Source organism: Anaerobium acetethylicum (genome assembly GCF_900096945.1).
GTDB classification, from domain to species: Bacteria; Bacillota; Clostridia; order Lachnospirales; family Lachnospiraceae; genus Anaerobium; species Anaerobium acetethylicum.
Genome location: NZ_FMKA01000011.1, coordinates 23,454 through 48,829 on the forward strand (window position 1 = coordinate 23,454; position 25,376 = coordinate 48,829).

A 25,376-nucleotide genomic window follows, 5' to 3' on the forward strand; every position below is an offset into this window, starting at 1 on the left:
AGCTATTTTAATCCAAAGCTTTCTACTATCCCAGTGAATTCCGGTGAGTGAGCAAATCCTGATAAAATTTCCTCTTTGCTCGTTCCACTTTCTATTTTCTCCAGATAATAGTCAAGTCCGCCCTGTTCAAATTCCCTTCCCAGGAACGTCCTGTATAATGTTTTTATATAATCTGCATCCGAAAGATTTTTGTCCCTGAATTCATCCGAGAATATGAAGTTCTGGGCCACCTGGATCGGTGTAACCTCTCCTGCCAGAATCTTTTCAGCGTAGTAGTTCAGGCCGTCTGCCTCTGCTTCCCTGCCCAGCGCTTTTGCATATAAGCGGTTTACATACATCGTAAGATTTGGATTGATATCCATTGCCTTGTCAGTATGGACTTCTCCGCGTTCTATTCCATATCCGCTGCAGATAGCTGAATATTCCGGCGATTCCACGAATCCTTTGAATACAAAAAGTCTTGACACTCCGTTATCCAGGTAGTTTTTCCAGTATTCCATTCCTCCTGCATCGGAGCCGCGGTCCATGAATGTTCCATATAATACTTCCACATATTCTTCATTGCTCAGGTTCTGCCTTGTAAATTCAGGACTGAAGACGAAACCGCGTCCCACATCTGCTCCTGTCTTTTCCTGCGCTTTCAGCGATGTCGTGTAGTAGCTTATTTCGCTTTCTTCGGCGGTTCTTCCCAGCACTTTCCTATAAAGTCTTTCTACGAAGGCTTTAATCGGGTCACTCGGAACCAGCGACGTTTTTGCTGCATCTGCAGCCGCTTTAATTTCTCTTACCTGAAGCGGATTGATGCTTGTAACCAGATTATCGGCTATGCACTGTACTGCTGCGTCATATGCCCTGTCAAATACTTCCTTTGATTCCACTGCATATGTTGCCGAATCTGCTCTGACAGGCGCTAATTGCTCAACTAACAGGATCAGGTCTTCAATGCTTCCCATTTCGTAGACAAGTGCCATTGCAGCGGCGCCTATCATTGCATTGATTTCGTCAAGGCTTTCCTGTGTCTGGTTTTTGTCAGCAGCAATTGCTTTCCCGCTGTTTAGAGCTTCCTGGAATGCTTTCCATGATTTCGCCGTATATAAGGATGAGTCGGCAAAATCGAGTTCTTTTGCTGCAATTGCTGCGGCAAAATCTGAAAGGCTGCCTGTCGTCCTGTGGTTTGCAAGGAGATCCGCAAGGCTGTTCGCTGCACTGTCTACAGCTGTCTGCGCGATGTATTCGTTTGCTGCGAAGGCTTCTGCAATTTCAATCGCATCTGCCAGCTTCCGGCTGTCTTCCGGAATCCATGATGATATATCTGCCGCTTTTGCCAGCGCAAGCTGTTCCTGAAGGGCTGTTTTTGAAACATCAGCCATGCTGTCTTTTGTTGTAATGATTTCATAGATTCCCGGCTTTACGCCTGCTGCCCATTTGATTTTAACTGCAAGTACATTTGAAAAATCTTTTGTGCAAAACTGGTTTATGCTCTGCTTCAGGCTTCCTACCTCTACCCATCCGAAGGAATTTCCTTCCGGAACATAGATAGAAACCGCAGCATCAGAAATTTCAGTCGCCTTCTGCAGGATGGTCAGCTGGGTAATTCCCGCCGTCTTTTCAGACAGGTAGTAAATTGCCTCACCTGCCGCATCTGTAGCCGGACTGAACATTGTGGATACATCCCCATCAAACAGATTTTCTTTTTCATATCCGTTAGTCAGTTCTGCATCGGTTACTACTGTAGGATTGTTGATGCTTGGGATATATGCGCCATTGTTGATCTCGATTTCTCGAATCCTTGTCCATTTGTTATCCCCAACCTTTGATCTTGTGATTTCAAACTTCAGGTATCTTGCTGCTTTGCTGATGCCTGCTGCTTCTTTTACGCAGTATGAGATTTCATGATCAGGCATTACATCGAATATACTGTCTGTATTCGCTGCTTCTCCTGGATTTGCTTCTGTCTGGCTTCCTATTGTCAGAACTTCCGTCCAGTTTGTTTTATCGCTTGAAACGGAAAGCTTCGCATGTCTTGGGAAATCGACGTTGCTATCATTGAGTACGATTTTGATTGTATCCAGATCTATGGTGCGTCCCAGATCATACACAATGTTGTAGCCTGCTGTCTGTGAATTTTTGTATATTGCTTCTGTGGTTCTGTCATTGTCAAATACATTCAGAGGCGTTTCAACTGATCCAAATGTATTGCTTACCATGGACTTTTCTGCATATTCTGCTGAATTCACTTTGAAACTTGTAATATGGAAGGTTGCCGTCGATGCTGTTTTGTTGATTATCCTGATATATCTTGCATCTTCTAATGTGTTCAGGTCTGTTACTGCTGTCCACTCAACTTCATTCCTGGAAGTTTCAAGGGTAAGCCCTGACAAGCTCACATTTGTCGTGATGCTTGAAAGATCTTTGATTCTGTTAAGTTTGATGCCGATGTATTCATTCTGCGCCAGGGTGATTCCTGATGCCGCATCGATGGAGGTCATGCTGTCTTCTACTGTTGTCGTGAGGGCCGCATATGCCTTTACATTTGTGTAGACTTTATCATAAACTCTCGATTTTACACTGAATTCGGAGAACTGTGCCCAGTTTCCTTTTTGCACTTTATTGACCAGCCTTACGTATCTTGCTGTAATTCCTGTTCCGGAAAGGTCAAGGTCTGTGGCTAATTTCGTAACTGCCTGGGAAATCGTGTTGCCATACTTGGTCCAGGTGCTGTTGTTTGTGGAATATTCAAAATCATAGCTGGTCCAGTGGTCGCTGCCGCTTGTGCCTCCGACTGCAAAATGGATTTTTCCAAGTTCAACAGCTCTTCCAAGGTCAAGTGCAATGTAGTCGCCTACGAGTGCCGTATCCGCCGTTGCGCTTCCAACTCCAGTCTTATACCATACAAAAGTGGAGTCATCGCCATCTGTCAGATTCGCATCCAATCCGCTGTAGACCGTCATTGTTGATGATTTGCTTAACGTAGTCGTGATAGGTGCATTTGCTGCATCTTCCGCTGCCGCAGCCTCTGCCGCAGCCTTATTGACTGTAATTTCCCTGCATGCAATCCATACATTGCTGGTCGCAGTAGTTGCAATCAGTCTGATGCCTTTTATGTCAAGGTCAAGTCCTGTCACCGTAATAATGTCCTGGGTGTCCCCATAGACAGTGGCAGATAAATCCACCCATGTTTTCCCATCAGCAGTGTACTGGATTTTTGCATTCTGGAAGGTGTCATTCGGATTTGCATCAGTACCCATTCTGAATTCGACGTCTGACATATGTACGGTCTTGTTATAGATGATACCTACATAATCGCCTGCAACCGATGAGGAAGGGTTCTTCCAGATCGCTGCTGTCGATTTGTTCCCGTCAGTTATATTGCTTACATCCCCGGTTGGGGTGTCTGTCCTGCTTGTGATCACTGTGGTGAAAACGGTATCCGTTCCTATGACGGCCGAAACTTCTGCTGCCAGCGCTGTCTTGAGAGCTGCTGCAAAAGGAATGAGCCTTTTTGAACCAGGAGCTGCCTTTTTTGTTCCATTGATTATTACCCTGTCGTAATTTTTACTCTGTTCAAAGAGAGAAGATGCCTGGGAGTAGCTTGACCATACAGCATTGTTATCTTCCTTTTCAAGCGCGATTGCTGTTTTGATGAAACCGATATTTGCATCTGCTAAATCCTTTAATGAATTTGTAAATGGCAGAAGTTCGTCTTTCAGTGCTTCATTTTTTGATTTTGCCTGGAAGCCGTCACATGCTTCTGTGATCATCTCAAATTCGCTAATAAGCGCTTCGCCTTTTGCAAGGATGCTTTCGCCCGCATCCAGAGAAGCCCTGAACGCATCAAGCTGGGCCTTCAGGTCCTCTGACTCTCCAAGGTTGAGTCCGTGTCCGTTCGGACTTGGATCCGACATATGCTTTGCAAGTGTGTGGAGTTCATCGCCTGCATCCGCATCAACATAATCAAAACATGCGCTCCAGCTCCTGTCGTCGTCGAAATCATCTGTATTCCATGCGTAGTCCGCTACCTGGAAGATGGCTACCTTTGAAGCTTCAGCATCCTGCATCGGATTGGTAACAACTCCGGCAAGGTTCTTAACTCCAGGATTCAGCACTTCTGCTTTACCCATAAGGATTCTGGCCATATTGATATCGTTTACAGGCCAGTTGAGCCAGAATAAAGGATCTCTTCTGACTTCACCTGCTGCTGCAAGTGCAGATGAAAGGTTTCTTGTCTTGAAGTTGTTTACAGTCCCCTGGGTAACATGGCCGCAAACGCTGTCGCCTGTCCAGAAAATGTGGATGTTTTCATCAAAGCCTAATTCGTAGACATTCAATTCCTCACAGTCAGTCCATGCATTGTTGTATCCTGCCGGACAGAAAACAAGGTCGTAAACGTCGCCCTTCGCTTCCACCCAGCTGTTGAGGGCGTTCATCAGTTTGATTACCGCCTCTTTATTAAGGGATCCGACATCATCGCCAAGAACGCCGAATTGGCGGATTCCCACGCTGTAAAGCTGTTCGAATTTCGCAATTACTTTAGCGATATTTCCGTCTACATCTGTCCAGCTTCCGCTGAATGGATGCACTGTCCATACGAAACGGCATTTGCTTGCAACGCCTACCCGGGCCATTTCTGCGATTGCTTCCAGGTTCTCTGCCGGATAGAGCTCTGCCCACCTGCTCTTGTGATAAGGGTCATCCTTCGGTGCAAAAACGTAGGATGTCATCTTGAAATCGCCGCCAAATTCCATCAGGGACATACGGTCCTCGTTGCTCCATGGAATGCCGTAGTAGCCTTCGATGAATCCCCTGATTGCCGTGTCTGCATAATCATCAATCCTGAAATTGCGGATCGTCCTGCTTTCCATCTGCGTAAAAATATGCTTTAAAGAAACAAGGCCATAAAAAGCCGCATCCGTTGTATTGCCGAGAATTGCGATTGTTCCTTTGTCTGCTGACAGAATATAGGAATCTATCTTATCGAAGAATGTCTCTTCATGGACGATCTTGCCTGTAAAATAGGAATCTGCATACCCTCCCGAACCATTAATTCCAACAAGGATGTTTGTTGTTCCTGCCACAACTGCGCTGCTTTCAGTATAGGTGATGCCTTTTGATGCAAGCACCTCTTTCAGCTTTTCCTTAGTCGGATCGTCAATTCCGTCTTCAAAAACAACGTTGGCCTGAGGCGTAATCACAAAGGTCCCGTCGTTATATACCGTGTTCTGTGGTTTCGGATAAATCTGGTATTCCTGCATCGCCGCTGCTGCAATTCCCGAAACTGCAGCTCCTGCTGTTTCCGTCGACGCCTCAGACGCCGCTTCTTCAGCATTTACCTCTAATGGTGCGAATCCGCTGAATCCGCTTACCATCAGGGTTAGTGCCAAGAATAAACTTAGTGCTCTTTTGATTGTTTTCATAACTTTCCCCCGTTTTGATATTGTTTAGTTGTCTGCATCTTTGGGTTTTTATGTGAAATTTTCACAATAATCAACCTTATAAACGCAATACTCTTTAGTTGAATTGTATCCCATGGGGTATTTAAATGCTTTGTACAATCAACCTTTTTTTTTACAGTATAGTATAGGGGACGTGATGCAAAACATGTTCATTCGCAGCGCGCTCTCGCTTAGATGAAGACGTAGTGGTACGTAAGGCCGCAAAGTACGCGGCCTAAGTACCAACGTCTTCATATCATAGGAAAGTTCGTCCTATGATATGAAAACCCTCCGGGGGATGTGCAGTCGGGCTTGTGGTATTTGATTGACTTTCGTCAATCAGCCCTCCGCACAGCAAAGTGTTTTCGCCTTCAAGTTTTAGGTTCATGGAGTTAAAACGGCGAAACCACTTTGTTCTAAAGCTGCTCATTGAATCATGTTTTGCATCACTGCGTGTTGGATGGCGAATGTGAAAAGTGACGAAAACGAACGTTACAAGAGGGGTTTTAGACTCGCAAAACAAAATACCTTTTGACTCTAATGCCAGTATATATCAATATGTTACAGGGAATTATTCCCGTACAGACAGACAACAGCGGATGCCTCATCTGTTTTAGATAAGGTATCCGCTGCTGTTGTGATACTTTTTATAAAGGCTTTTCTTCCGGTATCTGATCATCCGCATCCAGTACGAACTTTCTTACAGCCTTGGCGACGCCTGCGTTTTCGTTGGTATCTGTTATGTAGTCGGCTTCGGCCTTGATGTCCTGGCTTCCGTTTCCCATTGCAATACCCAGGCCTGCAAACCGGATCATGGAAATGTCATTTTCGTTGTCACCGATGCAGATGATCCTGCTTCTCTCGATTCCCAGATACCCGCCTAAAATGCGCACGGCCTCTGCTTTTGAGGTCCCTGCAAGCATGACCTCGAAATTGTTTGCGTTCGAGCTTACCACCTCAAAATCCTCATATCCCTTGAGCTCCATCTTCGCCATCCGCACCCTTTCGCAGACCGACTTATCGCTGCAGTATGAGATGCTCTTGCAGATGTCATCCTGCTCAGCGGCAAGGATCTCTTCTTCCGAGGCATTCTCGATGATGATGATTTTCTTTTCATCACTGAGTTCGGGATTCACTCTCCTGTACGGGTGTTCCTCCGGAACGGGTGTGTTGCTGATCAGCTTGTTCGCCCCCTTAAAGTGGAGCACGAGATCGTATTTTGCTGCGACCCTGTATATCCGCCTCATCTGCTCATGATTCAGGCATCTCTTATATTCCAGGTCCCCGTACCTGAAATAGGTTCCGTTCGTTCCTATCACATGGACCCGCTTGTCAATCTTGTCGGCGAAATATCTGCCAAAATTGTAGGGGCGACCTGAAACCAGCGCTATCTCCACACCGCGTTCCAGTGCCTGCCTCAGGACTTTGATGTTTTCCTCCGGGATGGAAAACTCTTTGTTCAGAAGGGTTCCGTCCATGTCGATGCAGATTAATTTGTAAAACATAATGTCACCTCCGGTTTGCAATAGTTCCATACAACTCAATTATACCAAAACCAGTTAATTCTTGCTATTTTTCTGATAGTTATTATTGAACTGTATTGCCTGCCATAACGCCATGACTCTCTGCTAGCGATTCATTCTAAACCTTACCAGACAAGATTTTCAATGATGTTCTGGAATTGCTGGGATTTTGTAAACGATATACTGGGTTTTTTTGGTGGACTACAGGTATCGTTTTTGCTATAATAAAACAGAAAAATCCGAAATTTTAAAACAGAAAAAATTTGTTTTTCTTTTCTATAAAAGAGAATGGAGTGTTGATCATGGATAGTTATAAAGAAAAAGAAAATTGCAGAAAGTTATCCGAGGCAGAGAAAAAGCGTAAAGCAGAGTTTGAAGCGCTGTCTTCAAAACTGGAGACCCAGGGATACAAGAAAAAAGATCTGACGGTTGGAATCATGTTTGCAAATATTATGACTTTTGTAATTGCTGCACCATTTATTGGACTCTTCACCTTCTGGTTTCTTATGAAAAATCAGAACACTGGATTTTCACATAACTCAATCGGAAATCAAAATGTCTTTTTACTATTTATCGTGCTGATTTTCATCCATGAACTGCTTCATGGTGCTGTCTGGGCTGCTTTTGCAAAAAATCACTGGAAATCCATTTCGTTTGGATTTATGATGAAATATCTTACACCTTATTGTACCTGCAAGGAGCCATTAAAGAAAAACGAATATATACTTGGTGGATTGATGCCAACTCTTTGTTTAGGAATATTACCAGCAATCATTTCGATCTATACCGGATCCGATTTTATTTTTCACATGAGTATGATAATGATTCTATGTGGCGGTGGTGATATATTGATTGTCTTAAAGCTGATATTACATGAAAACCAGAATTCACAAAACACGATTTATATTGATCACCCCTATCAGGCAGGATTGGTGATGTTTGAACGCTAGCATCAAATAAAAACTGCTTTTTTACATTGACAAATCCATATTGCAGTACGGAGTGCTGATTGACGATAGCCGATCAACTCTCACAAGTCCGAATCCGCTTCCACGGAGAGCATTTTCATGTCATAGGAGACGCTCCTATGACATGAAAAACCGGATATCACAGTTCATTCCTTGTGATATCCGGTTTTTTTTGTTATTACTTATTAAGATTAGAATGTCTAAAGCCCTCTTGTAACGTTCGGCTTCGTCAATTTGCACCTTCGCCATCTGTTACACAGTGATACAAAACATGATTCAATGAGCAGCTTTATGAAGACGTTGGCACTTGGGCCGCGTATTCTGCGGCCCTATGTACCACTACGTCTTCATCTAAGCGAGAGCGCGCTGCGAATGAACATGTTTTGTATCACGTCCTCTTATATCTCTCAATCATATCCTCAAGCGTCGCGCATTCTACAAGAGGCGCCTTTCCTACCGAACCGAATTCCACGATCAGCGTACCCAGCACTTCCTTAACGCCTTTTTCCATGCATTCCACCACTGCTGCCACATCGTCATCCGGGATGTTTCCGTACATGACTGTGTCCATGATCGGCGTGATGAACACTCTCGGGTCGAACTGGTTCTTCTTTTCTTCCAGAATCTGATAAACCGCTCCGATCGAAGCGCTGTCGCGTTTTGACGGGTTGTATTTGAAGAATTCCCTTAAGTTTCTTGTAACTGCCATGCGGAGGTCGGTGTCCACGTTGATTTTTCCGATTCCGCAGTCGATCGCCTTTTTGAGCTCGCTTACTGCGATTCCGCCTGTGTTCTGGATGTCGCCGCCCAGGGCGTTGATCTCGTCAACGATATATTTCGGGACTGTGGAGGATCCGTGGGACACAAGGGCTCCGAAGACTCTTTCGTGCTTCATGCATTCCTTGATTGCGATTACAATTTCTTTTCTAAGCTTTACATCTTTTCCTTTTACCGCCCCGTGCATGGTTCCGTAGGAGATTGCCAGGCAGTCTGCCTGGGTCTTTTTGAAGAAGTCAACGGCGCTTAACGGATTCGTGTAGGTTGATGCGTCTGAGAATACGTGGTCTTCAACGCCTGCAAGAACGCCTAATTCACCCTCTACGGATACGCCCCTTGCATGGGCATATTTTACCACTTCCCTTGTGAGCTCTACGTTCTCGTCATACGGAAGGGATGAGCCGTCGATCATGACAGAGGTGTAGCCGCCGTCAATTGCCGCTTTTACGGATTCGAAGTCTTTTCCGTGGTCCAGATGGAGAACGATGGGGACAGGGGAGTTTTCACCGTACTTGCGGACAGCGTCTGCGATGTTTTTTGCGCCGGCCTTCTTATCTTCCAGAGTGGAATTGAAGAAGTCGGTCCTTCCGCCCATGAAGCCGTTTGCAAGGTCTGCTCCCTGGAGGATTGCTGCCGATCTGAACATTTCATGCACTTCTATGGCTGCCTTTACCTGGGCTACCGCATTTACATTGAACGCCCCCTGGGCGAACTGGTATTTTTCTGTTGCTTCTAATAATGGTCTTAAAGGTATTACTGGCATATGATTGATTTCCTTTCGAAATGAATTTTATTTCTGTATCTGTTTTCCTTTTACGAATGTATCTTCCACGTCATTTTCCTCATTAAGGATGACCAGGTCCGCATATTTTCCCGCTTCGATGGAGCCTTTCCTGTCGAATACGCCGATGAGTTTTGCCGGGTTTTCCGTCAGGAGGAGCAGCGCTTTTTCAAGGGGAAGGCCAGTGAATTTCAGGATGTTCTTCAGTGCGGTCCCCGTCGTCAGGGTGCTGCCTGCCCGCGATCCGCCCACTGCAAGCTTTGCATCGCCGTCGACTACCACGATGTCGTTCACGCCGAGCTTGTATTTTCCATCCGGAAGTCCCGTCGCCATAATGGAGTCTGTTACTGCCACCACTTTGTCGATTCCCTTGACTTTGAGCAGAAGCCTGACGACTGCCGGATGCAGATGCCTTCCGTCACAGATCGCCTCGCAGTATATATCGGATTCAAGTACCGCCCCCATGATTGCCGGGAAATGCTGGTGCATGAGCTTCATTGCATTGAAGGTATGGGTTGCTGTTGCCGCCCCGTTTTCGATTGCTTTCATTGCGGTGTCATAGTCCGCTCCCGAATGGCCGATTCCAACTGTCATCCCGAGTTCCTTCATGTTACCGATGCTTTCCGTGACGCCTTCGACTTCCGGGGATACGGTGATGTATCTGATGGCACCGTCCGCTGCCTCCTGGTATTCCCTGAGCAGTTCCATATCCGGCCGGTTCATCAGCAGATGCTCAGGCATTGCGCCCTTATATTCCGCTGCGAGGAAAGGGCCTTCCAGATGGATGCCCATCAGATCCGCTCCATTGCTTTCCATTTTCTGATGCTCCCTGAACTGTCCGATGCACCACAGGGTCTGTTCCCGCGTGTCCGTAAGGACGGAGCACAGCCAGGAGGTGGTTCCCTGGGTTGCAAAGAAATGGCTGATTTTCTCAAGATCTTCTGCCGTTGCCGCGTTTACGTCCACATTTACCGCTCCATGAGTGTGCAGGTCGATAAATCCAGGCACTACCGTTTTTCCTGTTGCATCGTAAACGGCTGCACCTTCAGGTGCCTGATCTTCTGATGAAATTCCAGTTATGATTCCATCGCTTACTGTAATATTGGTCTTTTCAAACCCCCCGTTTAAAAAAACGTTCCCATTCTTTATATATAAGCTGTTCATGCCAGTCCTCCTATGACTATCCTTCTAAGTTTGCCACAAAATCCGAAAATCTGATGCTGATATCCTGATGTCCCTGCAGCAGGGTCACTGGAAAATGTGCCGCTTTTTCTCCGTGTGCCGCATGGCGTACGACTGCACGGTGCCAGTCCCTGAAGCATCCGAGCCTGATTTTCCTTGCACTGCTGATTTCATGCATGCCGATCGTCACGCAATAGCGGGGCATGTCGTCAAGCGCTCCGTTCAGGTCTCCGATGGAATTGACAGCGCGGGTCTCCTTTGCGATATCGAGAACCCTTGTCTTGAGCTGAAGAAACTCCTCCGGTGACAGCTCATCCTGTGGTTCATTGAACGCCACGTGGCCGTTGATTCCGATTCCCCCGAATGCAATGTCAACTCCGCCCAGCTTTTCTATGAGGGCAGGGATATGTCCGATATTCTCAGGATCCGGGAATACCCGCTGTTCTTCCGGCATCACAAGTTCCGGTTTGATCTTTGTGTAGACATTGCGGTCCATGAAGCCCCTGAAGCTTAATTTATGCTCTTTTGCAATCCACTGCTTATTGTCGTCCAGATATTCGTCCATGTTGATGAACCATACCTGTTTCAGGCTGAGATTCTTCTGGTTCACCATGTCCACAAAATAAGGGTAGTGGCCGACCGGACCCACCGGACAGATGAATACCGTTGTCTCACCAAGTGCATTCTTTCTTTCTATCTCCTGCACCATTTCCTCCGCCAGTGATCTGAAAATGGTCGGATTGTCTTCCATTACCATAAGCGGAATCTTAGGTGCGTTTAAAAGCTCTTGTTTGCTGTACGAATAATATTTGTGTTCCATCGTGATTCTTTTCCTCACTTTCTTGTCCCATTGCAGCTATAGCCGGCAACCCGGCATTCCATGCAACTTTTCAGAACAGGTGGCCAAGGCTCAGCCCCCTGATGATTTTTACAATTTCCTTTGTGCGTGCGCATCCGAACTTCTGCAGTATGCTTCTGATCTGGGTCTTGACAGTCACCACTTCGACGCTTCTTGCCGCTGCAATCTCCGTGACCTTCATATCGAGAAGGAGCAGTCTGACCAGTTCCCGCTCGGCGCTTGTAAGCTTTGAGATGTTGTTGATAAAAAACAGCAGGCTCTTTTCAGACTCCTGAAGCCTTTTATATTCATTCATTACGATTTCCTGTACCTTTCCCTGCATTACCTGCTTGCCCCTGTAGGCGCTTCTGATGTGGTACAGTATTTCGTCCTCCGGACTTCCTTTTACAATGTAATCCACCGCGCCTGTTGCCATTGCAGTTATTACGATATTGTCAGTTTCATGTGCTGTAAGAAAAATGATTTTTGCTTCCGGATTCCTGTCGCGTATCTGCTCCGTTGCCGTTATGCCCGCAGTCATATTTTCCATCTCGATGTCCATCAGGATGATGTCATAGTCTGTCTGTTCCGCCAGCGCGACGATCCCGCTCCCGCTGTTGGCAGCAGCAACAACCTTCATATCCGGCTGTGCATTAATCTCTTCGGACAGATCTTCAATCAGCAGCTGAAAATCATCCGCAATCATTACTTTTATCAGGTCCGCCATTAGAATGCCCCTCCTCTCTATTCTTTATATTTCGGAAGCAGTATGTAGAAGCTGCTTCCCTCTCCCTCGCGGCTCTCATACCGGAGGCTTCCAAAATGTCCTCTGGCTATGGCCCTCACATAATACAGGCCCATACCCCAGTTGTAATTGGAATTCTTGCTGGAATAGAAGGGTTCAAACATTTTCTTCATCACCTGCTTATTCATGCCCGTTCCGTTGTCCCTGACTTCAATCACCGTATAGAGCCTTTCGCTATGGGTCTCGAGGTGGACTTCTCCACTCCTGCCTGTTGCATTGACTGACTCCTGTGCATTTACAAGCAGGTTATAGACAGCCTCGCAAAGATGGGTCTTGTCTGCCAGTACGACGGCATTTGTGTTCAGCTTGATCTGCACGGTCTCATCAGGATATTTGCTGTGGAACCTTTCTACTGCGCAATCTGCTATCTGTTCAAGCTTTGTCGGAACCAGATATAGCTGGTTTGATTTTACCGACCTGTATAATTCATCCAGACGGTTCAGCATGGTCTCGTTATGTTCTGACAGCAGCTCCACATATTCCTTCAATTTTTCCGTGTCCAGGGTTTCGTTTTCATACAGCTGCATAATCCTTTTATTGATGACGCGGTTCGCAAGCAGCTGGTTCTTAATGCTGTGGACGAATACGGAAGCGCCTATGCTTGCCGTATCGAATTTGTTCTGCATCATAAATTCTTCTTTTGTTTCAACAAAATTGCTCTGCGTATACTTCAAAAGGCTTGCAAAACCAAGTATGCAGCCGACTACGTTCAGGACGATAATAGCTACATATGCCCTCACTGGCAGGGTAGCGTTCATGTAATAGATTCCGTTCTTCCAGATAAAATCATCATAGTAGAACTTATAGATCTGGGCCGGATCCTGCCTGTAGTAGAGCAGATACAGGATTGACAGCGAAAATACAAATACGATAATCTGGACAAACTGCTTCTTGCAGAATTTCATGGTGATTGAAAAAAATTCAATAATCAGAAGCCCGAAAGACAAAACGACATAGATGGTTATCCACAAAAGCGATGCATCGACGATCACCTGCTGCACGAAGACCCTCTTGTCAGTCAGGGCCTTGAAAACATCAGGCATATAAATGACCAGCGATAATACCGGGCACACAAGGACCGCCATGTTCAGCCATCTGTTCCTCCTGATCCACGGAATCATGGAATACTTCATTGCGAGCAGCAGCAGAAACAGCGGAAACAGGTAACGTCCCAGTGCTATGATATACCCCAGCTGATCCAGCGTGAGGAGCATATATTGTATCTTCGTCTTAATTGTCCCGTTCAGGAAGAAAAATTCCTGAAGTTCCCTTGATATGCCGCCTTTTTTTGCAATATAGGTGAATACTCCCGTCAGGTTTACTGCAAGGCTGAGGCACATGCCCAGAAGCCAGACCGACTCACGGTTCCGTTTCACAATCAGCAGCAGTATTGTCGCTACAACCAGAAAAAACATCAATAAAATCAACATCAGCTAATATCCTCCGGATTCCTGTTCTTACGGGGCTGCTCTCTAAAAGCAGCCCGATAAAACCATTATATCACAAACTTTCCGGGATCCTATCCGTTGTATACCTCGTCTTTCATCATCAGATGCACTGCTGCTGTCTTGAAGGTGAGAGGCAGTGCCAGGATATTCGGATTTTCTCCTACGTACTTCCTTTTTGCATCTGCGAGCGCCTCTTCGATCGTAGCCCTTGTCTTAAGTCCCATTCCTCTTGCATACCCCGGTTCCTGGGCTCCGCAGAGGTAGATTGCAGACGTGTGCCTTTCTGCAAGATGTCCGCAGGAAATCATGGAAAATCCGTGGAACGGATGGAATGCGTTGCAGTAGCGGTATTTCCTGATGTATTCCTCATTTGTGGCAAAATATTCGCCATAGCGGTTCAGATCAGGAAGGGTGTTCATCTGATCCTTCTGGAACATATCGTACATCTCTCTCAGGTATGGCCATAATTCGTCGTGGAAGTATCCGTTGCATGTGGATGCGCAGATGATGACGCAGTTGTCGCTCATGACGCGTTTGTGGCGGATTACCTGTGCCGACAATGCCTGCATCAGCATGATCGGGTTGGTTCCCATTCCTTCCCCGTAGTGGAAGAACTGAGGCATACCGAATATCATGACGTCATATTTCTTTTCCGCAAAGGGAACATAGGTCCTCTTGTCTGCCGTCTTCCAGGAAACCGGCTGCATTTCCTTTGCGTATCCGCTGTTGATTTCAATCTGCCTGGATTTCGTATCAAGTACGGCATCGCAGCAGAAGAATTTTTTGCCCATGCACTTTTCCATGTGCTGTCCGATTTCATCGAATTTCGATCTCATCGTGGAATGGCCGCTTACAGGAACGAAATCCTTTTTGTGCATGACTTCCGGAACATGGTGGGATGCGATGGATCTCCAGTGTGTGATTCCCGTTGCGCAGTGTTTGTATCCGCCTGAATATCCGCCATACGGATTTCCCTGGGTATGTCCGATCAGGATTGCCAGATCGCTTTCATAAACATATTTGTTCATGATGACAGGATCTCCGTATTCGGTGGTTCCCAGATCCACAAGGTGGTCATAGTCCTCGCTGTCATGGTTGATGATCTGATGGGTATGCCAGAACTCATGGAACAGGTCAGCTCCCAGCACGTTGTAGATCTCCCTGTCCGTATTTTTTCTGTGGAGACCGTTCGAGCAGATGAGAAGGATGTCCTTTTTCTCAACGCCTGCGCTGTACAGTTCCTGAAGAATCAGCCTGATTGAGGTTTTTCTGTGTGAAGTAGCCTGTTCCCCGCCTTTGACCCTGTCCGGGAAAATAATTGTAACTTTTGAGCCTTTCTTCACAAGTTTTGTAACCGGCTCCATTCCGATCGGGTTCCGGATCGATTCAAGGGTCTTTTCAACAATCTGGTCTTCCGGGATGCATGCCGGATCCGGAACTGTAACTCCCGGTATAAAGACGTCTGTGCTGTCTGGAAGGTCGGCTTCTACTGTTCCCTGTCCATATTCAAATGATAATTTCATAGATGTTTCCTCACTTTCTTGATTGATTATTGTTCGTATCAACAGATATCCGCTGTACTGCTTCTGATTGTCTGCTTTGTTCCATAACTGTTCAGGGCTGTTTCCTCCACAGTCCCTCTATGCCAGGTAGGTTCTGATGATTTCCAGGTATTCTTCCGGATAAAATCCGATGTCTCCCTGGAACCGCGTAAGTGCGATAAGTCCGCCGTCAATTTCCGGTATCGATGCAAGCATGCCTGCGTTGTCTGTTTTCAGTCCGCCGCCATAGGTTACCGGGATTTCTCCAGCCTTTTCCTTTACAAACCTGGCTATTTTTTCTATATATTCTTTTCCCGGAGGTGTCTTTCCTGGTCCGATTGCCCAGATCGGCTCATAGGCGATTGCCACCTTGCCTTTGTCTACTCCTTCAAGACCTATGGAAAGCTGGTTTCCAAGAACCTCCTGCCATCTGTCCTGTTCTTCGGATGTCTCTCCTATGCAGTAAAGAACCGTCAGTCCCGAGGCAATTGCGGCCTTGATCTCTTTATTGAGAATCCGGTTCACTGCATCTGCATCGACGACTCCGGCTTCAGCCAGGATTCCAGCTTTGTCCCTTCTCTCTTCACAGTGTCCGATCAGGGCTCCGTTGCAGCCAATGGCCTTCATTGCATTTCCCGTCCTCAGGGATGTAAATGCGCCGAAGTTTCCTCCTATTGCCGTATCTTCCCTGTGAAGACCCTGGCATCCCAGTTTCAGGCAGCTTCCTTCCTGAAGCGCCGATGCCGCCCCGATCAGGTGGGCTTCCGGCATGAACATGACGAATTCCGCTTCCGCTTCCGGATACCTGTTCAGTTCCTCCTGTACCTGCTCAACGATGTATTTCCCCCATTCCGCCGGTACCGCAATGCTGTTCACGCCGCCAAATTCCCTCGGGATGTCAAACCTTTTCAAATTCAGATAAATATGCTTCATGCTTTTGTCTCCTCTTCTATTTCATCCTTAAAGCTTATGAATTCATTCAGTTCTCCCCCGATCAGAGGTTTGCACCATTTCACGAATTCTCCCGTAACGTCATTTCCCCGTTCGTTGATATAATCCTCCGGAATTTCTCTTTCATGCATCATGACTTCCTCGATGGGCACTAAAAATGTCTCTATTCCGTATTCATCACCCGGCCTGCGGCTGATACCTACCATAACGCCTGTCTCGCCGGCAACTGCTGCCCTGACTGCCTCCTGGCCCACCAGAACCGCCTCTTCCCGGTCCACTTCTGACTGGAGGGCAATGGAGGCCCTTCCGCAGATTCCCGGTTTTTCGCTTCTTGCCTTGATTCCAAGCTTCCTGATGACAAGGTTTGCAAGATGGCTGCTGACGTCGCCATAGTAGGTTGCCCTTTCGGTCTTGAATATAGGCGGCACAATCGACTCTCCATCCTTGTTTTTCAGGCCCTCGCTTACAACAACAACCACTCCGCCAAGCTCGTCATATAATTTTTTCACATCTTCCAGAAATTCATCTTCGTTAAAAGGCCTTTCCGGCAGATAGATCAGGTGCGGCGCATCTCCCTGTTTCCTTCTTGCAAGGGCAGATGCTGCGGTGATCCAACCTGCATTCCTTCCCATGGCTTCGATGACGCATACATGGATGGGAAGGGATTTCACATCGGCACCAACTTCCGCAGTCACTGTTGCGATATATTTTGCTGCGCTTCCGTACCCCGGCGCATGATCGATGATTGACAGGTCATTGTCAATGGTCTTTGGAATCCCTACTACATATATGTCATGGTCTTTGCACACCTTGCTTACTTTTCCGCATGTATCCATGGATCCGTTTCCGCCATTGAACAGGACGTATTTGATATTGTTCCTCTTAAAGATTTCAACCATCTGGTCATAATCATCCTGCCAGAGTTCAAACCGGGAAGATCCGATTGCCGTTCCCGGCGTCTGCAGCAGAAGCTTCAGGCGCTCCTCATCCGTCTTGCCGAGATCCAGGAAGTTTTCCTTCAGGATTGCCTCAGAGCCTCCGATTGCCCCGTATATTTTGTCTATCTTATCATTCTTTTTTGCTTCCGTAATAACTCCGTAAAGCGATGAGTTGATTACCGCTGTAGGTCCGCCACCGTGGACAACCAGCATATTGCCTTTTATCATCTTTTCCGCCTTTCCGCCTGTCTGGACAGGTCATATCTTTCTTCTGCAAGACATATTCCAAATGATCTGAAACAGCCGCATTCCGTTATTGCTTAATTCGATACTACCATATTTTCGTAGCAACAACACGCAATTTGATACGTTTTTTACACAAACGTTTGCGCATTTACCAATCGCAATGTTATAATTTGATTTGTATACTTATAATAACAGATCTAGATAATTATTAGGGACATAGTCCTGAATATATACCAGCCGGTTTAAGCAAAGATTACGCAAATTCCGGCTGCATCTGCACAAATACTGCGCAAACGTTATGGTAAAGCACACGGCTAACCAGACATCATCCAGGGAGGATATTATGACATTAAAAGAAATTGCCCGCCAGGCCGGAGTTTCAATTTCGACCGTCTCAAGGGTTATCAATCACAGCAATACAAAGGTTGCAAGCCAGGAAGTCCAGGACAGAATCTGGAAAATTGTACGCGAAAACAACTACGTCCCGAATTCCACCGCCCGCAGCCTGAAGCTCGGCACCACAGAAGAATACGAACCGAAAAGGACCAGGACCATCGGATGTATTTTCGCCCGCTCTTCCGACACCACGAACGATCCCTTTTTCACCCAGATTGCCCGTTCCATTGAACGTGAGGCTTTCCGGCAGGGATACATCCTCAAATATTCCTTTTCAGCCATAGACATCAATAATCCTTCTACCTTCAGCCTGATTGCAAACCATCAGGTAAACGGAGTCGCCGTGCTTGGCAGATTCGACAAGAACCTGCTGAATTTCATCAAAAAGCAGTATAAGCACGTTGTCTACACAGGCCTCAACACTATAGATACCGGCTTCGACCAGGTCATCTGCGACGGCTACCAGGCCTCCATTGCTGCCGTAAAACATCTGTATAAACTTGGTCACAGAAGAATCGGCTATGTCGGCGAAAAAAGCAAAGAGCTCAGGTACCAGGGATATATGGATACCATGAAAGAGCTCGGGCTGCCCCTGAACAGGGAGGATATCGTGATCACCCAACTCTCTTCTGACGGAGGCTATAACGGGATGAAGAAATTTCTCAAAGAGACGGACAGCATTGGGGTTACTGCCTTCTTCTGTGCAAACGACCTTACCGCAATCGGTGCCATGAAGGCAATCAAGGAGAACGGCCTCAGCGTGCCTTACGATATCGCGATCATGAGCATCGACGACATCGACACCGCCCAGTATGTTTCACCCATGCTTTCGACAATCCATGTCCCCATGGACGAGCTGGGTAAAATGACTGCAAAAATCCTGATCGACCGTATCGAAAACGGCAAGAATCTTCCAATGAAAATAGAGCTTCCTTTTTCTTTTGCACTCCGCGAAAGCTGCATATCAAGAGAAGCCCAGACAAAACATAAAAAACCAGAAAGCCAGGTGTAGACTGATGAAAAAAACAAATGGAAAAACCTTATATTTAGAATGCTATTCAGGAATCAGCGGCGACATGACAGTGGCAGCCCTCCTGGATCTTGGAGCTGATCAGGATGTCTTGATGGCTGGCCTTGAAAGCCTCAATGTCGACGGATACAGTATTAAAATCGGGAGAAAGGAGAAATGCGGGATCGATGCATGCGATTTCGACGTGGTTCTGACAAAAGGATTGGAATGCGACTGGAATCCTGATCATGTTCAGGATCATACGCACGAACATGAACATGCACACGAGCATGACCACGAACACGGTCATACCCACGAACATGAACATGGCCATAAGCATGAGCATACACACGATCACGAACATAGCCACGACCGCGAACATACACACGATCACGACCATACACACGATCACGGTCATACACACGATCACGACCATACACACGATCACGACCATACACACGACCACGGTCATACGCCCGATCACAGTCACAGGCACGCACCCGCGCTTTCAAAGAATCAGGAGCACATACATATCCACACCCATAGCTCCTCAGACCATGACCATCCACACGGCGCCCCCCATATCCACCTTGGTCACCATGACCACAGGAACCTCCTCGACATCAACAGGATCATCGAAACTTCATCCATCTCCCCGAATGCCATGGAACTTGCGAAAAGGATCTTCCATATAGTGGCAGTTGCGGAATCCAGGGCACACAGGAAACCCGTTGAGGAGGTTCATTTCCACGAAGTCGGCGCAGTCGACTCCATCGTCGATATCGTGGCGGTCGCCGTCTGCCTTGACAACCTTGACATCACCGATGTGATCGTGACCGAACTGTACGAAGGCACCGGCCACATCAGATGCCAGCACGGCATACTGCCGGTTCCTGTTCCCGCTGTTGCGAATATATCTGCCGACCATGACTTGCCGCTCCACATCACCTCTATAAAAGGCGAGCTTGTCACACCGACCGGTGCTGCAATCGTTGCCGCAATCAGGACAAAGGATTCCCTCCCCAAAAATTTCAAGATCCGCGGGATCGGACTGGGAGCCGGAAAGCGCAGCTATGAAAATTCAACCGGAATTCTGCGCGCCATGATCATCGAAGACATGGCCGCTGCTGAAACTTCGGACAGGGTATGGGTTCTTGAAACGAACATCGACGACTGCACCGGTGAAGCCCTGTCCTTCTGCATGGAACAGCTTTTCAAGGGCGGAGCCAAAGACGTATTCTACACACCGATCTACATGAAGAAAAACAGGCCGGCATACATGCTGAGCGTGATCTGCAGCGGGGACATGATCCCTCTGATGGAGGATATCATCTTCACAAACACAACCTCCATCGGAATCCGCAGGCATGAAGATACCCGAACAATCCTGAGCAGGGAGTTCAGAAACATAGCCACTCCATACGGCGAAGCCATCATCAAGGTCTGTACAAACAACGGAAAACAATACTTTTACCCGGAATACGACAGTGTCCGGAAGCTCTGCAGCATATCCGGGCAGGACTACATGACAATCTACAGCCTCCTGCAGCAATTAGCGCAAGAAAGGAAATAACAGAATGAATCAGACACCACATGCCGAAGCGGCAGCTGCAGAGAACACTGCCGTTTTAGATAAGTTATATAGCACCCTTGAGGGCCATGTACAAGAAGGGATCTGCGTGGCCTTTTCAGGCGGCGTCGACAGCAGCCTCCTGCTCATGCTCGCCTGTAAAGCAGGAGCGAAAGCGGGAATCCCGGTCCACGCCGTCACCTTCGAGACCAGACTCCATCCCCATGGCGACCTCGAAGAGGCTGCGGAGGCGGCCACCGCAATGGGTGCCCTCCACAAAACAATAGCCGTCGATGAATTTGCCGATGAAAGCATCCTGCACAACCCTGTCGACCGCTGCTACCGCTGCAAGAAGCTGCTCTTCCAGACTCTGCTGGCATATGCGGAACAGGAAGGCTGCGGCTATGTCATAGACGGCAGCAACTTCGATGACCTGAATGCCTACAGGCCTGGCATGAAGGCACTCAAAGAACTCGGCATACACAGCCCCCTGCTGGAGCTTGCAGTCACCAAAGCTCAGATCAGGTCTCTTTCCGCCGTACTTGGGATTCCTGCCCATGACAAGCCTGCTGCTCCCTGTCTCGCCACAAGGCTCCCCTACGGAACCAGACTTGATTTTGAACTTCTGGAACGACTGGACCAGGGCGAGAAGTTCATCCGGGCTCTCGGCTTCTACAACGTACGCCTGAGACAGCACGGCGAAATTACCCGTATCGAAATCGACAGGAAGGATTTCTCCGTGTTTATGGAATCCGCCGAAACCGTTACCGGGAGGCTGAAGGAACTCGGATTTTCATACATCACCCTTGACCTTGAAGGATTCCGGTCAGGAAGCATGGATATTCACGTAGTCTGATTTTGCGTCTATTCTGAATGATATCCTTCCTAGCCAGACTAAATACACAAATGAAGTTTCCTGCAAACTCATTAAAAATACCCCGCTTCTTCCTATCGAAAAGAAGCGGGGTATTTTTACTGTCCCAATGCGAAATATGCCGGAAGGAAAAGAAAATTCTCTCCTTTTGAACCCCGAAGCGGAACAAAATGGTCTTCAGGCACGACATCCAGCCATGCCTTGATCGCTTTTGACTCCCTGCTCAGGTCTCTTTGGACATTTATAAGCGTCTTCGGTTCTTCAAAGTACGAAAAGAGAATGTCCTCATGCAGGGCGATCGACTGGTACTTATCTCCGGCCAGAAGCCCTTCTTTTATGATTGCAACATGGTGATAGACATATTCGAACATGTTCTCCTCTTTCAGATATGCGATGCGTCCTCTCCTGCATTCCGGGCTGACCGGACGCCTCCAGTCCTCTTCGCTTTCCGGAATCGCATGATAAAAGACCTGATACATCCTGGCCCAGTCAGACAGTCCCGACTTTTCCGGCCATTTTTCGAGCAGTCCATGCATCGGTTCCATAAATTCCTCCGTCCTGACTTCCTCTCCGACAGCCTCAAAATACAGAAACAGCATACCCCCATGATAATACAGCGCCGCAGTCATGAGCCTTCCTTCGGCAATCATCCTTTCGGCATTCTTTCTGCACTTGTCCAGAGTTTCATCCAGTTCTTGTCCTGCAAAGTTGTTTTTCAGCTGTCCCCGATAATGGCAGCGGTAGATGTTACGATTCATTTCTATTTCCTCCCTGCAGATATTTCTTCAAACGGTATCTTTTCACCTATTTTATCATATTTCATCATTTCCGCTATGCAATCCCTGAATCCAGTCAATCATTGCCGTATTTTGTTCAACAAAAGATGGTATAGCGCAAAGCCATACCATCTTTCCTTTTGTTCCATTTCCATAGGAATGGCTCTATGCCGTCCATTCCTCTCAGTCATTCGGAATATCCTTGCGATCGCTGTACAGATCCCTTCCCAGAACCTCATCCTCTTCTCTTCCGTCCGGATAAACATCTTCCGCACTGTGATACTCACCTGCCAGATTTTCGAGTTCCTCCACTGTCATATCCTCACGAAACCTTGGATCTCCACTGCTGTTGCTGCTGATGATTTTTTTAAGTTCATGCTTGTTCATGGCAAGACCTCCTCCTTCTCTTCATCACCTGGATTGGCGTCTAAGCAGGCAAGTAAAATCAACTTGTGTAACTGCATCTTAATCATAATCATAATCATAATCGTAATCGTTACCTGAATTATACCAAATCGAAGGCGTTTATTCAATGCCCTGCATGCAGAACGGAAGTTCTAGTCCAGCCGCATCCATCAGCTTTTCATCAGCCAGTATCTCTCTGGCTCTTCCCTCGGCGAACACGGCGCCGTCCTTCAGGACCAGAACACGGTCGCAGATTTCAAGGGCCATATCCAGATCATGGGTGGCAATCAGTTTCGTCACCTCCAGCCCCTTCAGGAAATTCATCAGTTTTCTCCGAGTCTTGGGATCCAGGAAGGAGGTCGGCTCGTCAAAGAGCACAAGGGAAGGCTCCATGACAAGAATCGATGCCAGTGCGGCGATCCTTTTCTCACCTCCGGACAGCTTGTGGGAGTGGGACTGGAGCAGCTTCTCTATGCCAAGAACACCTGCGATGCCGGATATCTTCTCCCTAACCGTTTCCTCGCTGTCTCCATAATTTCTGAGGCCAAAGGCGATATCGTCATACACATTTGACATGAAGAGCTGATCATCCGGATTCTGGAATACAACCCCGGCACGCCTCCTGATTTCAGACAGGTTCTTTTTACAGACCTCAGTTCCCTCCACAAGAATCCTTCCCTCTTCAGGAATCAGGATTCCGACGACGGACATGAGGAGCGTGGACTTTCCGGCACCGTTCGTTCCAACAATGCCCACTGTCTCGCCTTTTTCAATATGAAAATCCAGATGCTCAAGTACCTTGTGCCCATCCGGATATGTTACGCTGATGCTTTCTATTTTTAACATTACTATGCCTCCGTGATTTTTCAGATCTTATTGCCGCCTGACCGCCTGTTACAGAAACAAGCTGCCTACCAGAGCGCTTACGTTTACAAATCGGAGCAGGAGAAAAAAGACCGAAGTGACCGTTATATAAGCCCATCCCTTTAACGAAATTTTTTCCCTGTCCGAATATGCAATCCGGCCTTCGTATCCCCTGCACTTCATTGCGTTATAAATCCGTTCCGACCTGTCGAAACTGCGGATGATCAGCTGCCCCAGGAAAGCCCCCATGTCCTTCATCCGGATTCCTTTTTCGTTTGGAGCCCGGAGCAGATAGGCATGGCGCATGACCGACGCTTCCTCTGCAATGACGCCGATGTACCGGTAGGTCAGCATGATCTGGGTTACAATGACCGGCGGTACCCTGAGGCTCAGCATTCCGTATGCAAGGCCGTTCATATCCGTCGTGGCAATGAGGATCAGCACCGCAGTGACGCAAAGAGCCGTTTTCAGCATAATGGAAGCAAACGATACCATCCCCGCTGTCACGGCTATGCCTCCAAGGATAAATGCCGTTTCCCTGGAAAACATCAGATTTGAGATTCCTGCAAAAAGGCTGAAGGGCAGTGCTATCAGCAGCCTGCCCGCTATGGTCTTAAAGGGTATTTCTCCAAGGGCCATCACCACCGCCGGATAAAAGAAGCAGGGTATCAGCCTGCTCACCTGACCCTGTCCATAGGAAATGATGATGAGCAGATAGATTACAGTGGTTATGATTTTTACCGGAGCCTGCAATCTATGTATTATGGTATTCTTTTGCGCTGACAGTTCCAGCGCATTCATCTGTGAAATCGAACTTTTTATATCCTGCATAAACCTGCTCTTTTCTTTTTATAGTAACTGTTCCTGACTGAATCCCCAAAGTCACAGACCATGACGTTTTTCTTATGCCGCAGCCTCTGTGTTCCGTCTTTTTTTCAATCTGGAAATCAAAGCTCCCGTCAGCACCGCCGCAGCCATCGTCACCAGCCCTCCGGCAATTCCTGATACGCTCGTTCCGACTGTTTCTGCAGCATCTCCGAACATGCTGTTTTCAGCGCTCTCTGCTTTGAATGCATAATCAGGCAAAAGGGCCGCCTTTTCCTGTATCCCTGCAATCATAGCATGGAGGCCTGAATCCCCTTCAAGCTCTGCTTCTCCCGTCACGCCTGCAATGGACCATTCCAGACCATCCGGATTTGCGGATGCATACGCTGAAAGGAATCCACCTGTCAGAACCGCTGCCAGCGACAGGATCACGAGCACTTTTTTAACCGGAATGCCGTTCACTGAAGAGTCCCTCATGGCGCTTTCCAGAATTTCACTGCGCATCTGATAGATGAAGCACAGTACCGCCGCGGTCACAAGCCCCTCAACTGCTCCAATTGCAAGATGTATCGGCTGCATAAGCGCCACAAAAGACAGGAAGGGCAGTTCCGTGATTCCGGAAGCCTGGGTCTGCAGCACTACAGCCAGGGATCCCACCTGCAGTCCGATCACGACTGCCAAAACTGAAGCTGCTGTAATCCTTTTTTTCGTCATTGCCTTCCTTACAATCGGCCTGAAGATGAGGGGATATGCGACCAGGCACGGGAGAACCCCCATATTGAAAATATTACATCCAAGAGCCAGGAGCCCCCCGTCCGCAAAGAAGAGGCACTGGATCAGGAGCACCGAAGCAATCGTAATCAGGGCATGGTACGGTCCCAACAGGGCCGCAAGCAGTATTCCTCCCCCAATATGTCCACTGGATCCCGTGACAGGGATCGTGAAGTTGATCATCTGGGCCGCGAACACGAATGCGCCCATAACCCCCATCATGGGGATCTTCTTTTCATCCATTTCAAATTTCGTTATTTTTCTGATGCTGTGCCCAATAGCGCCTGCCGAAGCGGCAGTCATGGTAACACCCACTGTTGCTGATAACAAAGCGTCTGACATATGCATAATCTGTCTTCCTCCTGATTCTATAATTTAAAGGCCGCCGGCCTTCCCGATTCTGCGGGCCGGTTCTATCTGTATCCGCACTTCCCTGATGCCCGTTTCCCTTCCTTC

The 25,376-nt window shown here is 47.5% G+C and carries 19 protein-coding genes; 4 read left to right on the forward strand and 15 right to left on the reverse strand.

The features are described from left to right. Window positions 1-2: 2 nt before the first annotated feature. Together BJR36_RS10140 and BJR36_RS10145 are read right to left on the reverse strand one after the other, a co-directional pair. Entirely contained in the window at window positions 3-5,414 is a 5,412-nt protein-coding gene (locus BJR36_RS10140; RefSeq protein WP_091233654.1) for a beta-N-acetylglucosaminidase domain-containing protein, read from the reverse strand. Between the two features lie 665 nt (window positions 5,415-6,079). Beyond that, window positions 6,080-6,937, reverse strand: a complete 858-nt coding sequence (locus BJR36_RS10145; protein WP_091233657.1) for a Cof-type HAD-IIB family hydrolase — start codon at window positions 6,935-6,937, stop codon at window positions 6,080-6,082. Window positions 6,938-7,257: 320 nt separating this feature from the next. On the opposite strand from BJR36_RS10145, the gene BJR36_RS10150 reads away from it, so the two are divergent. After that, a complete protein-coding gene (locus BJR36_RS10150) occupies window positions 7,258-7,905 on the forward strand; it encodes a DUF3267 domain-containing protein (RefSeq protein ID WP_091233659.1) in 648 nt (215 codons plus the stop codon). 406 nt (window positions 7,906-8,311) lie between these two features. On the opposite strand, the gene BJR36_RS10155 is transcribed toward BJR36_RS10150, so the two are convergent. The 8 genes from BJR36_RS10155 to BJR36_RS10190 form a co-directional block, all read right to left on the reverse strand. Beyond that, a complete protein-coding gene (locus tag BJR36_RS10155; protein WP_091233662.1) occupies window positions 8,312-9,463 on the reverse strand; it encodes a class II fructose-bisphosphate aldolase in 1,152 nt (383 codons plus the stop codon). Window positions 9,464-9,490: 27 nt separating this feature from the next. Next, window positions 9,491-10,645 (reverse strand): N-acetylglucosamine-6-phosphate deacetylase, encoded by a 1,155-nt coding sequence (gene nagA / locus BJR36_RS10160; RefSeq protein WP_091233665.1) that lies wholly within the window; start codon window positions 10,643-10,645, stop codon window positions 9,491-9,493. 16 nt (window positions 10,646-10,661) lie between these two features. Then, on the reverse strand, window positions 10,662-11,483 hold the full coding sequence (locus BJR36_RS10165; RefSeq protein ID WP_091233668.1) for a sugar phosphate isomerase family: 822 nt from the start codon (window positions 11,481-11,483) through the stop codon (window positions 10,662-10,664). A 70-nt stretch (window positions 11,484-11,553) separates the two neighbouring features. Continuing rightward, window positions 11,554-12,228 carry a response regulator transcription factor gene (locus BJR36_RS10170; protein WP_091233670.1) on the reverse strand — a complete coding sequence of 225 codons (675 nt, stop codon included), beginning with the start codon at window positions 12,226-12,228 and terminating at the stop codon, window positions 11,554-11,556. Window positions 12,229-12,245: 17 nt separating this feature from the next. After that, complete coding sequence (locus BJR36_RS10175; RefSeq protein WP_091233673.1) at window positions 12,246-13,736, reverse strand: ATP-binding protein; 1,491 nt, start codon at window positions 13,734-13,736, stop codon at window positions 12,246-12,248. Between the two features lie 89 nt (window positions 13,737-13,825). After that, a complete protein-coding gene (locus BJR36_RS10180; RefSeq protein WP_091233675.1) occupies window positions 13,826-15,277 on the reverse strand; it encodes a lactate racemase domain-containing protein in 1,452 nt (483 codons plus the stop codon). A 117-nt stretch (window positions 15,278-15,394) separates the two neighbouring features. Further along, window positions 15,395-16,228 (reverse strand): triose-phosphate isomerase family protein, encoded by an 834-nt coding sequence (locus tag BJR36_RS10185; RefSeq protein ID WP_091233678.1) that lies wholly within the window; start codon window positions 16,226-16,228, stop codon window positions 15,395-15,397. Then, on the reverse strand, window positions 16,225-17,409 hold the full coding sequence (locus BJR36_RS10190) for a diphosphate--fructose-6-phosphate 1-phosphotransferase (RefSeq protein ID WP_091233815.1): 1,185 nt from the start codon (window positions 17,407-17,409) through the stop codon (window positions 16,225-16,227). The genes BJR36_RS10185 and BJR36_RS10190 overlap by 4 nt, the downstream gene beginning before the upstream one ends. A 364-nt stretch (window positions 17,410-17,773) precedes the next feature. Between BJR36_RS10190 and BJR36_RS10195 the strand changes: the two genes are divergently transcribed. The 3 genes from BJR36_RS10195 to larE are packed head-to-tail and all read left to right on the forward strand — an operon-like array spanning window position 17,774 to window position 21,261. Continuing rightward, window positions 17,774-18,838 carry a LacI family DNA-binding transcriptional regulator gene (locus tag BJR36_RS10195; protein ID WP_091233681.1) on the forward strand — a complete coding sequence of 355 codons (1,065 nt, stop codon included), beginning with the start codon at window positions 17,774-17,776 and terminating at the stop codon, window positions 18,836-18,838. 4 nt (window positions 18,839-18,842) lie between these two features. Next, window positions 18,843-20,408: a nickel pincer cofactor biosynthesis protein LarC gene (gene larC / locus BJR36_RS10200; protein ID WP_091233684.1), complete on the forward strand. Its 1,566-nt coding sequence runs from the start codon at window positions 18,843-18,845 to the stop codon at window positions 20,406-20,408. A gap of 4 nt (window positions 20,409-20,412) precedes the next feature. Further along, window positions 20,413-21,261: an ATP-dependent sacrificial sulfur transferase LarE gene (larE, locus tag BJR36_RS10205; RefSeq protein WP_091233687.1), complete on the forward strand. Its 849-nt coding sequence runs from the start codon at window positions 20,413-20,415 to the stop codon at window positions 21,259-21,261. A 116-nt stretch (window positions 21,262-21,377) separates the two neighbouring features. On the opposite strand, the gene BJR36_RS10210 is transcribed toward larE, so the two are convergent. The 5 genes from BJR36_RS10210 to BJR36_RS10230 form a co-directional block, all read right to left on the reverse strand. After that, window positions 21,378-22,037, reverse strand: coding sequence for a hypothetical protein (locus BJR36_RS10210; RefSeq protein ID WP_091233691.1), 660 nt, complete (start codon window positions 22,035-22,037; stop codon window positions 21,378-21,380). 201 nt (window positions 22,038-22,238) lie between these two features. Further along, window positions 22,239-22,442 (reverse strand): hypothetical protein, encoded by a 204-nt coding sequence (locus tag BJR36_RS10215; RefSeq protein WP_091233693.1) that lies wholly within the window; start codon window positions 22,440-22,442, stop codon window positions 22,239-22,241. 138 nt (window positions 22,443-22,580) lie between these two features. Continuing rightward, a complete protein-coding gene (locus BJR36_RS10220) occupies window positions 22,581-23,306 on the reverse strand; it encodes an energy-coupling factor ABC transporter ATP-binding protein (protein WP_091233696.1) in 726 nt (241 codons plus the stop codon). 48 nt (window positions 23,307-23,354) lie between these two features. Further along, window positions 23,355-24,155, reverse strand: coding sequence for a cobalt ECF transporter T component CbiQ (gene cbiQ / locus BJR36_RS10225; protein ID WP_091233698.1), 801 nt, complete (start codon window positions 24,153-24,155; stop codon window positions 23,355-23,357). Window positions 24,156-24,227: 72 nt separating this feature from the next. After that, on the reverse strand, window positions 24,228-25,268 hold the full coding sequence (locus BJR36_RS10230; protein WP_207648852.1) for an energy-coupling factor ABC transporter permease: 1,041 nt from the start codon (window positions 25,266-25,268) through the stop codon (window positions 24,228-24,230). Between the last annotated feature and the right edge of the window lie 108 nt (window positions 25,269-25,376).